11 protein-coding genes are annotated in these 14,378 nt (G+C 69.9%); 8 read left to right on the top strand and 3 right to left on the bottom strand.

What is annotated here, in order from left to right:
- The first annotated feature begins 54 nt into the window (after positions 1–54).
- The 3 genes from ACXAFN_RS01790 to ACXAFN_RS01780 all read left to right on the top strand — a co-directional run bounded on the left by ACXAFN_RS01790 (position 55) and on the right by ACXAFN_RS01780 (position 4,014).
- Positions 55–1,755: a DEAD/DEAH box helicase gene (locus tag ACXAFN_RS01790; protein ID WP_474985662.1), complete on the top strand. Its 1,701-nt coding sequence runs from the start codon at positions 55–57 to the stop codon at positions 1,753–1,755.
- A gap of 158 nt (positions 1,756–1,913) precedes the next feature.
- Entirely contained in the window at positions 1,914–2,951 is a 1,038-nt protein-coding gene (locus ACXAFN_RS01785; protein WP_474985660.1) for a DMT family transporter, read from the top strand.
- 91 nt (positions 2,952–3,042) lie between these two features.
- On the top strand, positions 3,043–4,014 hold the full coding sequence (locus ACXAFN_RS01780; protein ID WP_474985659.1) for a Gfo/Idh/MocA family protein: 972 nt from the start codon (positions 3,043–3,045) through the stop codon (positions 4,012–4,014).
- Between the two features lie 57 nt (positions 4,015–4,071).
- On the opposite strand, the gene ACXAFN_RS01775 is transcribed toward ACXAFN_RS01780, so the two are convergent.
- Complete coding sequence (locus ACXAFN_RS01775; RefSeq protein WP_474985657.1) at positions 4,072–5,043, bottom strand: LysR substrate-binding domain-containing protein; 972 nt, start codon at positions 5,041–5,043, stop codon at positions 4,072–4,074.
- A gap of 235 nt (positions 5,044–5,278) precedes the next feature.
- On the opposite strand from ACXAFN_RS01775, the gene ACXAFN_RS01770 reads away from it, so the two are divergent.
- From ACXAFN_RS01770 to ACXAFN_RS01750, 5 genes are all read left to right on the top strand, one after another.
- Positions 5,279–6,433: an aldose epimerase family protein gene (locus ACXAFN_RS01770; protein ID WP_474985655.1), complete on the top strand. Its 1,155-nt coding sequence runs from the start codon at positions 5,279–5,281 to the stop codon at positions 6,431–6,433.
- A gap of 330 nt (positions 6,434–6,763) precedes the next feature.
- Positions 6,764–7,756 carry an arabinose ABC transporter substrate-binding protein gene (locus tag ACXAFN_RS01765; RefSeq protein ID WP_474985653.1) on the top strand — a complete coding sequence of 331 codons (993 nt, stop codon included), beginning with the start codon at positions 6,764–6,766 and terminating at the stop codon, positions 7,754–7,756.
- 58 nt (positions 7,757–7,814) lie between these two features.
- The gene (gene araG / locus ACXAFN_RS01760; protein WP_474985651.1) at positions 7,815–9,308 is read left to right on the top strand and encodes an L-arabinose ABC transporter ATP-binding protein AraG; all 1,494 of its coding nucleotides are present in this window, start codon (positions 7,815–7,817) and stop codon (positions 9,306–9,308) included.
- Between the two features lie 43 nt (positions 9,309–9,351).
- The gene (gene araH / locus ACXAFN_RS01755) at positions 9,352–10,365 is read left to right on the top strand and encodes an L-arabinose ABC transporter permease AraH (RefSeq protein WP_474985649.1); all 1,014 of its coding nucleotides are present in this window, start codon (positions 9,352–9,354) and stop codon (positions 10,363–10,365) included.
- Between the two features lie 64 nt (positions 10,366–10,429).
- The gene (locus tag ACXAFN_RS01750) at positions 10,430–11,338 is read left to right on the top strand and encodes an SMP-30/gluconolactonase/LRE family protein (protein ID WP_474985648.1); all 909 of its coding nucleotides are present in this window, start codon (positions 10,430–10,432) and stop codon (positions 11,336–11,338) included.
- Between the two features lie 284 nt (positions 11,339–11,622).
- On the opposite strand, the gene ACXAFN_RS01745 is transcribed toward ACXAFN_RS01750, so the two are convergent.
- Entirely contained in the window at positions 11,623–12,786 is a 1,164-nt protein-coding gene (locus ACXAFN_RS01745) for a fumarylacetoacetate hydrolase family protein (RefSeq protein ID WP_474985646.1), read from the bottom strand.
- Positions 12,787–12,796: 10 nt separating this feature from the next.
- The gene (locus tag ACXAFN_RS01740) at positions 12,797–14,374 is read right to left on the bottom strand and encodes an aldehyde dehydrogenase (NADP(+)) (protein WP_474985645.1); all 1,578 of its coding nucleotides are present in this window, start codon (positions 14,372–14,374) and stop codon (positions 12,797–12,799) included.
- Positions 14,375–14,378: the final 4 nt, after the last annotated feature.

Genomic DNA, 14,378 nt, shown 5'->3' with positions numbered 1-14,378 from the left:
CGGGGGCGCCACGATGTTTCTTGCCGGCGATGCCGGCCTACCAAGGTGTGATTCATGACCTCGACTTCTGTCGCCTCGCCGAGCTTCGGCGATCTGGCCCTGCTGCCTGCCGTTCTCTCCGCCATCGAGACCCTCGGCTACGAGACCCCGTCGCCGATCCAGGCACAGACCATTCCGGCCCTGCTGGATGGCCGCGACATGCTGGGCCAGGCCCAGACCGGTACCGGCAAGACCGCCGCCTTTGCCCTGCCGCTGCTCTCGCGCCTCGACCTCGACAAGCGCGCGCCCCAGGTGCTGGTGATGGCGCCGACCCGGGAGCTGGCCCAGCAGGTGGCCGTCTCCTTCTCCAAGTACGGCCAGAACCTCAAGGGCCTGGAAGTGGCGACCCTGTGCGGCGGCATGGAATACCGTGAGCAGATGCAGGCGCTGCGTCGTGGTGCCCAGGTGGTGGTCGGCACTCCCGGACGCATCATCGATCACCTGGATCGCGGCAGCCTCAAGCTCGACGGCCTGTCCGCGCTGGTGCTCGACGAGGCCGACGAGATGCTGCGCATGGGCTTCATCGACGACGTCAAGCGGGTCGTCGCCGACACCCCGACCGATGCCCAGCGGGTGTTCTTCTCCGCGACCCTGCCCACCGAGATCGAGCGCATCGTCAACCGTTACCTGGTCGAGCCGGTCAAGGTGACCATCGAGTCGCGTACCACCACCGGCGAGAACATCGAGCAGCGCCGCGTGCGCGTCGAGGGCGGGGCCAAGCTGGAAGCGCTGGCGCGCATCATCGAGGTCGAGCCGGTGGACGCCGCCATCGTCTTCGTGCGCACCCGGGCCGCCTGCACCACCCTGATGGAGCAGCTCTCCGCCCGCGGCGTCAACGTTGCCAGCCTGTCCGGCGACCTGGACCAGAGCCTGCGCGAGCGCACCATCACCCGCCTCAAGCGCGGCAAGGTCGACGTGCTGATCGCCACCGACGTGGCCGCCCGCGGCCTCGACGTGCCGCGCATCACCCACGTCATCAACTACGACCTGCCCCAGGATGCCGAGGCCTATACCCACCGCATCGGCCGTACCGGCCGGGCGGGGCGCAACGGCGTGGCGATCACCTTCGCCGGCAACCGCGAGGGGCGCAAGGTCGGCTGGCTGGAACAGGCCACCGGCCAGAAGATGAGCGAGATGGCGCTGCCCGATGAGGCCGCCATCCGCGCCCACCGCGACCAGGTCTTCCACCAGCGCGCCATCGCCGCCGTCACCAAGGGCGCCGAAGAGCAGCGTGCCCTGGTCGAGCAGCTGGTCGAAGAGGGCTACGACCCCATCGAGCTGGCCTGTGCCTTCTCCGCCCTGGCCCGCGCCGATGAGGCGCCGATCGGCCGCCTGCAGGCGCCGCGCAAGGAGCGTGCCCGCGATGGCAAGTCGCCGCGCCGCGAGGGTGGTCCCCGCGACCGCGCGCCCCGCGAGGGCATGACGCGCTACCGCGTCTCCGTCGGCCACAAGGACGGCGTGAAGCCCGGCCAGCTGGTCGGCGCGCTGGCCAACGAGGGCGGCATCGAGGGGAATCGCATCGGCCGGATCGACATCCGCAATGCATTTTCCGTCGTCGAGTTGCCGAACGGCCTGCCGTCGAGCATCCTCGCCAAGATGGGGCGCGCCCGGGTGGCCGGTCGTCCGCTGGAAATCAGCGAGGACCGTGCGCCCGAGCGGGCGCCGCGCCGTCGCCGCGACGACGACGGCCCGGTGCCGCGCCGCGAGCGCGCCTGAGCAGGTCTAGCTGAACCGAGGCGCCCCTGGGGCGCCTCGGCAGTCGTCGGAATCGAGCAGGCCGGGGGAAACCCCGGCCTGCTCGTCGTTGTTACCGGGCCAGGCACGGCCCGTGGTCTGTTCATCACGTCGGCATGCGTGCCGAGGGGGGAGCGAGAATGTGGGCGCGATTGCCGTTTCGCCTGAGGGGTTACCTGATCACCATGACCGGGGTGCTGTTCCTGTCGCCGGATGCCCTGCTGGTCAAGGCCACCTCGGTGGACGTGGCGACCTTCATGTTCTGGCGAGGGCTGCTGCTCGGGGTCGTGCTGCTGGCGGTGGCGCTCATGCGCTACGGGCGCGAGTTGCCGGCGGCGGTGCGGGCCTGCGGCCCCGCGGTCTGGTGGTGTCCGCTGGCCTTCGCCGGCAGCGCCTGGGCCTTCGTCATCGGCAACCGCCTCACCGCCGCCGGCAACGTCCTGGTGATGATGAATCTGGCGCCGCTGGTTGCCGCGCTGATCGGCCTGCTGGTCTTCCGTGAACGCCTGCGCCGCCAGACCTGGGTGGTGATCGCGGTGTGCGTCGCCGGGGCCTGCCTGATGGCCACCGGGGAAGCCGGCGGCGGCAGCCTGCTGGGGCTGGTGGTGGCGCTCGGCGTGCCGCTCTCCATCGCCGTGAACACCACCGTGGCCAGCGCCCAGAAGGGCGATCGCCGGCGCGGCGTCGACACCACGGTGATCCTGCCGCTGGGCTGCCTGGCCATGCTGGTGCCAGGCGCGCTGCTGGGCGGTGTCCGGGTGCCGCCGGCGGAGGACATGTCGCTGCTGGCGGCGATGGGCCTGCTGCTGCCGGTGGCCTATTTCCTGATCCAGACCGGCCCCCGTTACCTGCCGGGGGCCGAGGTCAGCCTGGTGATGCTGCTCGAGACCCTGGTGGGGACGCTGCTGGTCTGGGCCTGGGTCGGCGAGGTGCCGACCCTGCCGGCCTTCATCGGCGGCGGCATGATCGTGGCCGCCATGCTGATCGGCACCCTGCGTGACCTGCGTCGCCAGCGTCGCAAGGCCGCCGCCGGGGCCCCGGACTCGCGGCAGCTGATCGAACGCGCCGCCGAGGATGAAGCCGGCGACGAGCAGGGCGGCGACGAGCAGGACGACCGGGATGTGAGCGAGAGCGCGGAGAGAGGAGCACGGTCACCGTCGGCCACCGACTCCCGCTGAGCGGCGTGGCTGGGCTATATGTGCGACATTTACTCTGGTAAGGTCCACCTATTGATTCGCCCGCCACCCACTGCCTAGCACAGGAAGCGCCATGCCCCCCCTCTCCATCGGTCTCGTCGGCCTGGGCAAGATCGCCCGGGACCAGCACCTGCCGGCCATCCAGGCCAATCCGGACTACCGCCTGGTGGCCGGCGCCGACCCCCGGGGCGGCGTCGAGGGCCTGGCGCACTATTCCTCGCTCGAGGCGATGCTCGCCGCCGAACCCGGCCTCGACGCCGTCGCCATCTGCACGCCGACGCGCCTGCGCTACGCCCAGGCGCGGCTGGCCCTGGAGGCCGGCAAGCACGTGCTGCTGGAGAAGCCGCCAGGGGCGACGCTCAGCGAGGTCGAGGCGCTGGTCGAGCTCGCCGAGGGCTGCCCCGGCACGCTGTTCGCCGCCTGGCACTCCCAGCGGGCCGGCGGGGTGGCCGCGGCGCGGGAGTGGCTGGCCGAGCGCCGGATCCAGCGGGTCGAGATCGAATGGAAGGAAGACGTGCACGTCTGGCATCCCGGCCAGGCCTGGCTGTGGGAGCCCGGCGGCATGGGCGTCTTCGACCCCGGCATCAATGCCCTCTCGGTGGCCACTCGCGTGCTGCCGCGACCCTTCTTCCTGCGCCAGGCGGCGCTCGAGGTGCCCGCCAACTGCCAGACGCCGATCGCCGCCGAGCTGGCCTTCGTCGACGCCGACGAGACGCCGATCGCCGCGACCTTCGACTTCCGCCAGACCGGCGAGGTGACCTGGGAGCTGCGCGTCGAGACCGATGCCGGCGGGTTGTGCCTGACTCACGGCGGCAATCGCCTGCTGATCGACGACGAGGTCGTGGTGGAAGCGCCCCTCGGTGACGGGAACGACGAGCCGTCGCGGCTGGGGGCCATGGTCGGCCAGGAGTACGCCGGCCTCTATGCGCGTTTCGCCGAGCTGGTTGCCAGCGGACGTTCCGAGGTGGACATCGCCCCTCTGCGCCAGGTGGCGGACGCCTTCCTCTATGGCCGCCGGGAGAGCGTCGAACCGTTCGAGGGTTAGGTGAGCCTCTCGGCGCGCTTGGCTCGCCGGGGCTTTCCGCGCGTTAAGAACGACCCGTTAACCTTCGAGACGCTTCCGATGGGCGACCAGCTCGCGCAGGGTGGTCATCAGGGCCGCGGCACCCGGCGACAGGCGTCGGTCGCGCAGGCTCACCAGACCGTAGGGCTGCACGCTCAGCGCCTCGTGGAAGGGCAGCTGGCGAAAGCGTTGCGGGGCGCACAGCAGGTCGGCGGCCTCGCGGGTGGTCACGGTGAGGGTGTCCGACTTGTCGACCAGCGCCAGCGCCACCATCAGATCGGCGGTATCGACGATCTGCCGCGGCGGTGTGACCCCGTGTTGCAGGAACAGGCCGTCGACCCGCTGGCGCATCAGCGCTCCCGGTGGCTGCAGCGCCCAGGGGTAGGCGGCCATCGCCTCCAGCGTCAGCGGCGTCTGCCCGGTCAGCGGATGCCCCTCGCGGCACACGAAGCACAGGGCCTCCTCGCCGATCTCCTCGAAGACGAAGCGCTCCGCCGGGAAACCGGCGGGAATGCGGGTGATGGCGAAGTCCAGCTCGCCCTCGAGCAGTCGCGGGATCAGGTCTCGACTGACGCCGACGTCGACGCCGATCTTGAGGCCGGGGAGGTCCCGGTGCACTCGTTCGATGGCGCTGGTCAACAACGTGACGGCGGGCGCCATCACCGTGCCGACCGACACCACCCCGGCATTGCCGGCCTCCAGGGCATTGAGCTCCTCGCCGGCATGCTGAAGCTGCGAGAGGATGCCGCGGGCGTGGCGAATCAGGCACTCGCCGTACCAGTTGGGGCTGACCCCGCGGGCGTGGCGCTCGAAGAGTGCCACCCCGAGCTGCGCTTCCAGGTCGCCGAGCAGCCTGGAGGCCGCCGGCTGGCTCATGCCCAGCCGTTCGGCGGCGCGGTGCAGGTTGCGCTGCTCGTCGACGGCGATAAATAGCTGCAGATGGCGGAACTTTAGTCGCACGCGAAGAAACCAGTCCGCGGGCAGGGCGTCGGGCGGATGCGTGACCTTCACGGGGCGATACCGCTTTGTATATCGAGCTGTACGGTGAACATTATTGGTCCTCGATGGGCGGCATTGTCTAGGGTGCGGTCGGGGAGCGCGACCCGCGTTCTTCGTTGCAGGAAAACCTCGTTCTACAACAATCTACCGCCGACAACAAAGTGGACCTTCTGCTATGGATGGAACGACAGGATGCCGGGCCTTTTGCCGGGCCGCCGGCCTGGTCATGTTGAGCTGTGGAGTCGCAATGGCCGCTGAAAGCCACTCGCAAACGAAGCAAGATAATCCCGCATCGCCGGAGGCGTCATCGGGTGTCGACGCCGCGTCGTTCGGGACACTTCCCGATGGCCGCGAGGTCACCCTGTATCGCCTGACCAACGACAGTGGCCTGGCGGTCGAGGTCATGAATTACGGGGGCATCATCGTCTCGCTACGTGCCCCGGACCGGGCGGGGACGTTCGAGGATATCGTGCTCGGATTCGATGATCTGGAGGGCTATCTGTCCGAGGCCTATCGCCAGGCCAATCCCTATTTCGGCGCCCTGATCGGTCGCTACGGCAACCGCATCGCCGGGGGGCGCTTCGCGCTGAACGGCGAGACACACGCGCTGGCCCGCAACGATGGCGACAACCATCTGCACGGCGGCCAGCAGGGCTTCGACCGCCGGCTGTGGGAGGCCGAGCCGTTCAGCACGGCCGACGGCGAGGGCGTCACCCTGCGCTATACCAGTGCGGCCGGCGAGGAGGGCTACCCCGGACGGCTCGCGGTGACGGTCACCTATACCCTCACCGACGACGATGCCCTGGAGGTGGCCTATCGTGCCGAGACCAGCGAAGCTACGCCGGTCAATCTGACCCAGCACAGCTATTTCAATCTTGCCGGCGAGGGCGATCCCAGCATCCTCGATCATGTGTTGACCATCCATGGCGAGGCCTTCACGCCGGTCGACGAGACGCTGATTCCCACCGGAGAGATCCGCGACGTGGCGGGTACGCCCTTCGACTTCACCGAGCCGACCCCGATCGGCGAGCGTATTGACGAGGATAATCGCCAGCTTGCACGCGGCGGCGGCTATGATCACAACTTCGTGCTGGCGATGGACAGCGCACCGCTGGAAGCGCCCCGGCCCGCCGCCCGGGTCGTCGATCCCGACAGCGGGCGCGTGCTCGAGATCGCCACCACCGAGCCCGGCCTGCAGTTCTATTCCGGGAATTTCCTCGACGGCAGCCTGACGGGAAAGCGTGGCGAGCCCTACGGGCAGCGCGCCGGCCTCGCGCTGGAAACCCAGCACTTTCCCGATTCCCCCCATCAGTCAGACTTCCCCTCGACGATCCTCGAACCCGGGGACACCTACCGCTCGTTGACCGTCTATCGATTCTCGACGACCGAGCCGACCGGCTGATCGTCGCTTCTCGATCGCTGACCCTGAAGCCGCCTGCGGGCGGCTTCCTTCGTTGGAAGCGCACCGCTCGCCGCCGGAGGGGCAACTTTAGTCGCTAGCCGCCGTCGGCATCGCCGGGCGCGAGGCCCCAGCATGCGTCTCTCTCGATGCAGGTATATCAAAATGTATATCACTTTAGGGGCCAATACGTATTAGAAGGTTATGCCTCGTGCTGGCTAGGGTAAGGCTGTCATCTGAGCGACGGGGCGCGATCCCCGCGACGACGCTTACCCACGCCCACCGTTACTAACGACAACAACGACCCCGAGAGGGGCTACAGGAGAGTACGGCATGACACTTACGTCTCGCTTCGCCCGCCTGGCGCTCGGCGGCGCCATCGCCCTGGCGTCGTTCACCGGCGCCCAGGCGCAGGACGACGTCACCCTGGGCTTCATCGTCAAGAAGCCCGAGCAGGCCTGGTTCATCAACGAGCAGGAGGCCGCCACCGCGCTGGGCGAGGAGCAGGGCTTCGAGGTGGTGCGCCTGGCCGGCGAGGACGGCCAGCAGGTGCTCAGCGCCATCGACAACCTCAACTCCCAGGGCGCCCAGGGCTTCGTGATCTGCCCGCCGGACGTGCGCCTGGGCCCGGCGATCATGAATCGCGCCGAACAGTACGGCATGAAGGTGGTCACCGTGGACGACCGCTTCGTCGGTCCCGACGGCGAGCCCATGGAAGCGGTCCCGCACCTGGGCATGTCCGGCTACAAGATCGGTCGCCAGGTGGGCGATGCCCTCGCCGCCGAGATGGAGGCGCGCGGCTGGAATCCCGAGGAGGTCGCCGCGCTGCGCATCACCAACTACGAGCTGCCCACCGCCAAGGAGCGCACCGACGGTGCCACCGACGCGCTGCTCGACGCCGGGTTCCAGGAGGACAACATCTTCGATGCGCCTCAGCAGAACACCGACACCAGCAGCGCCTTCTCGGCGGCCTCGCCGGTGTTCGCCAAGCGCGGCGACTTCGAGCACTGGGTGATCTATGCCCTCAACGAGGAGAGCGTGCTGGGCGGCGTGCGGGCCAGCGAGCAATACGGCCTGGGCGCCGAGGACGTGATCGGCGTGGGCATCAACGGCTCCGGCGCGGCCTTCGCCGAGTTTTCTCGCGAGAATCCCACTGGCTTCCACGGCACCGTGGCGGTGAGTTCCACCATGCACGGCCGCCAGACCGCGGAGAACCTCTACGCCTGGGTCACCGAGGGCGACAAGCCCCAGGCCAACACCGAGACCACCGGCACCCTGATGGTCCGCGACAACTGGCAGGAAGTGCGCGATGACCTCGGCCTCTGATCCCGCCCGCCCGGACCTCCAGGGTCCGGGCCCTTCGCCCGCTGTGGAGACGGCTGCCATGTCCGATCCCTATCTGCGCTTCGATGGCATCAGCGTCGAGTTCCCCGGGGTGCGCGCGCTGGACGGGGTGAGCTTCGCCGCCCGAGCCGGCCAGGTGCATGCCCTGATGGGCGAGAACGGTGCCGGCAAGTCGACCCTGCTCAAGGTGCTCAGCGGCGTCAATCGCGTCACCGAGGGCGCCTTGTGGCTGGGCGGCGAGCGCCATGTGTTCGGCAACGCCCGCGAGGCCCTGGCCAACGGGATCGCCATCATCTACCAGGAGCTGACGCTGTCGCCCAATCTATCGGTGGCCGAGAACCTGCTGCTCGGCCAGCTGCCGGCCCGGCGTGGCTTCATCGATCGCCGCCGCCTGCGCGACGAGGCCATGCGTATCCTGCGCGACCTGGGCGAGGAGGCCATCCATCCCGCCACCAAGGTGCGCGACCTGTCGATCGGCCAGCAGCAGATGATCGAGATTGGCCGGGCGCTGCTGCGTGACGCCAAGGTGATCGCCTTCGATGAGCCCACCAGCTCGCTCTCGGTGCAGGAGACCCGCCAGCTCAAGCGCATCGTCCAGCGCCTGCGCGACGAGGGCCGGGTGGTGCTCTACGTGACGCACCGCATGGAGGAGGTGTTCGAGATGTGCGATGCGGTCACGGTGTTCCGCGACGGCCAGCATATCCGCACCCACGACAGCCTCGAGGCGCTGGACCACGACACCCTGGTCAGCGAGATGGTCGGGCGCGATATCGAGGATGTCTACGGCTATCGCACCCGGGAGCATGGCGAGGAGCTGATGGCGATCGACGCCATCGACGGCAAGGGGCTGAGCGAGCCGGTCAGCTTCAGCGTCAGGCGCGGCGAGGTGTTCGGGCTGTTCGGCCTGGTCGGCGCCGGGCGCAGCGAGCTGATGCGGCTGGTGTGCGGCGTCGAGCGCCCGCGGGCCGGCGAGGTGCGGTTCGCCGGCGAGCCCCGGCGCTTTCGCACGCCCGCCGAGGCGATCCGCGCCGGCATCGCCATGTGCCCGGAGGATCGCAAGTCCCAGGGCATCTTCCCCATCGCCAGCGTCACCGACAACCTCAACGTCAGCTGCCGTCGCTTCTACAAGCGCTGGGGGCTGTTCCGTCACCCGGCCCGCGAGCTGGCCAACACCCGCGAGTACATCGACCGGCTGAGCATCAAGACGCCGGGGCCGCGCACCCGTATCAGCACACTCTCGGGCGGCAACCAGCAGAAGGTGATCCTGGCCCGCTGGCTGTCCGAGGCGATCGAGCTGTTCGTCATGGACGAGCCGACCCGCGGCATCGACGTGGGGGCCCGGCGCGACATCTACACCCTGCTCTATGACCTGGCCGACCAGGGCAAGAGCGTGGTGGTGATCTCCAGTGACCTGGCCGAGGTCAGCTCGATCTGCGACCGCATCGGCGTGATGCGCGACGGCGCCCTGGTGGACGTGGTGGAACGCGACGACGCCACCCCAGAGCGGCTGCTGGGCCTGGCGCTGCCGGCCTGAACCCTCTCCTTCCCATACCCCAATAATCGCGAGAGACATCGCTATGACGACGCAAAAGATCGCGCAAGGCGAGGGTGACGCCCCGACGCGGCCCGAGGGCCGCCAGGGGCTGACCAAGCCGTTGCGCACCCTGCTCGACACCTCGGGACTGATCGCCATCTTCCTGGTGCTGTTCGTGGCGCTGTCGGTGTTCATTCCCGACTTCCTCACCGGCCGCAACATGGTCGGCCTGCTGCTCTCGGTGACGCTGATCGGCACCATCGCCACCACCATGATGCTGGTGCTGGCACTGGGCGAGGTCGACCTCTCGGTGGCCTCCATCGTGGCCTTCGCCGGGGTGGTCGCCGCGGTGGCCACCTCGGCCTCGGGCAGCGTGATCATCGGCGTGCTCGGCGGCGTGGTCGCCGGCGGCGCGGTGGGGGCCTTCAACGGCTTCGTGGTGGCGCGCTTCGGCATCAACTCGCTGATCGCTACCCTGGCGGCCATGGAGTTCGTGCGCGGCCTGGCCTATATCACCTCCGGCGGCGATGCGGTGATGATCACCGTGCCGGCCTTCTTCGAGCTGGGCAGCGCCTCCTTCCTGGGGCTCACCCTGCCGGTGTGGACCATGATCGCCTGTTTCGTGATCTTCGGGGTGCTGCTCAACATGACGGCCTTCGGCCGCAACGTGCTGGCCACCGGGGGCAACGCCGAGGCCTCGGCCCTGGCGGGGGTCAACGTGCGGCGCCTGAAGATCATCGTCTTCGGCCTGCAGGGCGTGGTCGCCGGCATCGCCGGCGTATTGCTGACCTCGCGCATGGGGCTCGGCGATCCCAATACCTCGCTGGGCCTGGAGCTCGCCGTGATCTCGGCCTGTGTGCTGGGCGGTGTGGCGCTGTCCGGCGGCATCGCCTCGATCACCGGCGTGCTGGTGGGCGTGCTGATCATGGGCTGCGTGCAGAACGCCATGGGCCTGCTCAACGTGCCGACCTTCTATCAGTACCTGGTGCGCGGCGCCATCCTGCTGCTGGCGGTGATGTTCGATCGCTGGAAGCAGACCCGCCGACAGCGCGCCTGAGGCATCGCGCCCCCGCCGACCAGGCGGGGCCGCGATGCGTTGACTCTCGAGCACGGAGACTCCCATGGTCGATGCCTCGACACTGGAATGCGTGTGGTCCGGTCGCGCCCGGCTCGGCGAGGGGCCGCTGTGGTGCCCCGAGCGCGGCGAGGCCGGCCAGCTGCTGTTCGTCGACATTCTCGGCGCCCGCCTGCTGGCCCATGATCCGGCGCGCCATGAGACCCGCGACTGGCCGCTGGACGAGGCCTGCTGCTGGCTGGCGCCCCGGGACGACGGCGACGGCTTCATCGCCGGACTGCGCTCGCGGCTGGTGCATCTGCGCCTGGAAGAGGGTGGGCCGCGCATCGCCGACGCCTGGCCCACGCCCGACGACGAGCCCGCCGGCAACCGCTACAACGACGCCAAGGTCGATCTCGCGGGCCGGCTGTGGTTCGGCTCCATGGACGACGCCGCCGAGCGATCCAGCGGCGCGCTCTATCGCCTGGAAGGCCGCCGCCTAAGGCGAATCGATAGCGGCTATCGGGTCGCCAACGGCCCGGCGATCGCCCCCGACGGCCGCACCCTCTATCACAGCGACACCCCGCGGCGGGTGATCCATGCCTTCGATCTCGCGCCCGACGGTCGGCTTTCGAACAAGCGCGAGCATATCCGCTTCGGCGAGACCCAGGGCTTCCCCGACGGCATGGCCTGCGACGCCGACGGCGGGCTCTGGGTCGCCCACTGGGAGGGCGGTCGCGTCAGCCGCTTCGCCCCCGACGGCCGCCTCGACGAGACGCTGCCGCTGCCGGCCTCGCGGGTCACCTCCTGCGCCTTCGGCGGGCCCGGGCTCGGGACGCTCTATATCACCACCGCGGCGGAAGGCCGCGACGCCGAGGGCCTCGCCGGCGGGCTGTTCCGGGTCAGCCCCGGCGTACGAGGGCTTGCGGCCACGCCGTACAGGGTGAATGCGGAAGCGTGGCGGGAGAGTGGGTAGCCGCGCCTGGAAAGAGCGAAGGGAAGGCGAAAGCGGTAAGAAGCAAGGGGCGGCCCGAACGGGCCGCCCCTTTTGCGTGTTAAGAGACGTCGGGGGACAAGCTTGCCCGAGGGCGCTATGAACCCGTCCTTGGGCGCTACTTTGGCCCTGCGGCGCTCTCGCATCCTGCGCCGCTAGCAGGACCGGCGCTGGCCATCCTTGGCCAGCCCGTTCGGCGGAATCCGCCTCACCCATGGCCAAAAACCCCTCGCTTCACCTTGCCCCCGGCGGAGCCTCTCATTGGCTTACCGACGTTTCGCCATATCCGCCATCCACTGGCGGATGCCGTAGGTCCAGGGCGGCAGCCGGTCCGAGCGATCGACGCGATTGACCAGGGCGCCCAGCGAGGGCGTGGCGATGGTCACCACGTCGCCCAGGTGGTGGGTGAAGCCCTGGCCTTCGCCGTCGCGGTCCTGGATCGGCGAGAACATGGTGCCGAGGAACAGCAGCAAGCCGTCCGGATACTGGTGATGCGCGCCGAGGGTCTGGCGCACCAGGTCCAGCGGGTCGCGGCTGATCTCGGCCATGTCGCTGCCGTCCTCCAGCACGAAGCCGTCGTCGGCGCCTTCGATGCGCAGCGACACCCGGGCCTCGCGCACCGTGTCCATCGTGAAACGCTCGTCGAACAGGCGAATGAAGGGGCCGATGGCGCAGGAGGCGTTGTTGTCCTTGGCCTTGCCCAGCAGCAGGGCGCTGCGGCCCTCGACGTCGCGCAGATTGACGTCGTTGCCGAGCGAGGCGCCCCGGGGCCGGCCGGCGGCGTCCACCGCCAGCACGATCTCCGGCTCCGGATTGTTCCACTCGGAGGCCGGATGCAGCCCCACGCCGCGGCCGAAGCCCACCGCCGACAGCGGCTGGGCCTTGGTGAACACCTCGGCGTCCGGCCCGATGCCGACTTCCATGTACTGGGACCAGGCGCCGCGGGCCTGGAGCTCGCCCTTGAGCGCCATGGCCGCCTCGGAGCCGGGCACGATCTTCGACAGATCGCCGCCGATCACTTGCTTCAACTCCTCGCGCAGCTCGCCGGCCCGGGCCGGGTCGCCGCCGGCCTGCTCCTCGATCACCCGCTCCATCAGGCTGACCGCGAAGGTCACGCCGCAGGCCTTGATCGCCTGGACGTCGCAGGGCGCGAGCAGATAGGGCGCCTCGGGCGTCTCGGCCAGGGAGCGCGCGAGCAGTTCCTCGACCGGGCCGAGGTCCTCGCCCTCGGCCGTGGCCACCAGCGCGGCGGCATCGTCGCGCTCGAGCAGGTCGGCCATGCAGGCGACGTTTGCGCTGATGTCCACCACCCGGCCGTCGCGGATCACCACCAGGGCCGGGCCCTGGTGGGGTGCCTCGCGCCAGACCCGGCCGACCAGCAACGCCAGGTCGGCATCCTCGGGCAGGGCGAAGGTCATGCTATCGGTCATGGATGCCTCCTCAGGCCTCGCGCCGGCCGTCGACCAGGCGGTGGACGCCGGCCGGGTTGCCGTCCCGAAGCGCCGAGGGCAACAGGCCCTGGGGCAGATTCTGGTAGCACACCGGACGCAGGAAGCGATGGATCGCCGCGCTGCCTACCGAGGTGGTGCGCGCGTCCGAGGTGGCCGGATACGGGCCGCCGTGGACCATGGCGTGGCACACCTCGACGCCGGTGGGCCAGCCGTTGGCCATCACCCGGCCGGCGCGGCGCTCCAGCGTCGGCAGCAGCTTGCGTGCCGCGTCCAGGTCGCCGTCGTCCATCTGCAGGGTGGCGGTGAGCTGGCCTTCCAGGGACTCGGCCACGCGCTTGACCTCGTCGAGGTCGGCGCACTCGACCACCAGCGAGGTAGCGCCGAAGACTTCGGCCTGCAGCGCCTCGTCGGCGAGGAAGTCGGCGGCCGAGGCCACGAACAGCCCGGTCTGGCAGGCGTTGGGGCCCTCGCCGGCGTCGCCGCGGGCGACCTCGCGGGCCTTGCTGCTTTGCATGAGGCCGTCGACGCCCTGCACGTAGGCGTCATGAATGCCCGGGGTCAGCATGGTCTGGGCCGTGGAGCCCTTCACCGCCTCGCCGGCGGACGCCACGAAGGCATCGAGCGCCTCGCCCTTGACGGCGATCACCAGGCCGGGGTTGGTGCAGAACTGGCCGGCGCCCATGTTCAGCGAGCCGATAAAGGCTTCTCCAAGCTCCTTACCGCGGTTGTTCAGCGCTTCCGGCAGCAGAAATACCGGATTGATCGAGCTCATCTCGGCGTAGACCGGGATCGGCTCGGGGCGCGACTGGGCGGCCTGCATCAGCGCGGTGCCGCCGCTGCGCGAGCCGGTGAAGCCCACCGCCTTGATGCGCGGGTCGCGGACCAGCGCCTGGCCGAGCTCGCGGCCGGAGCCGTAGAGCAGCGAGAACACGCCCTCGGGCAGCTCGCACCTGGCCAAGGCGCGCTGCACGGCGCGGCCGACCAGCTCGGAGGTGCCGGGGTGGGCGGCGTGGGCCTTGACCACCACCGGGCAGCCGGCAGCGAGTGCCGAGGCGGTGTCGCCGCCGGCCACGGAGAAGGCCAGCGGGAAGTTGGAGGCGCCGAACACGGCCACCGGGCCCAGGGCGATGTGGCGCTGGCGCAGGTCGACCCGCGGCATCGGCTGACGCTCCGGCAGGGCCGGATCGAGGCGCACGTCGAGCCACTCGCCGGCGCGCACCACGGAGGCGAACAGGCGCAGCTGGCCGCAGGTGCGGCCGCGCTCGCCCTCGAGGCGTGCACGCGGCAGGCCGGACTCGGCCATGGCACGGGTGATCAGCTCATCGCCGATACCCTCGATCTCCTCGGCCACGGCCTCGAGGAAGGCGGCGCGGGCCTCGAGGCCGGTCTCGCGATAGCGATCGAAGGCGGCCCAGGCCAGTTCGCAGGCCTGCTCGACCTCGGCCTGGCCGCCGGCGGGATAGGCCGGGGACAGGGTCTCGCCGGTGGCGGGGTCGACGGCGTGGATCGGCTTGCCGTTGCTGGTCACGGCCTGCTGGCCGATCAGTTGCTTGCCTTCCAGGGTCATGTTG

The organism is Halomonas sp. ABH4_019, from assembly GCF_056159885.1.
This window is presented reverse-complemented; position numbering and strand designations above follow the sequence as displayed.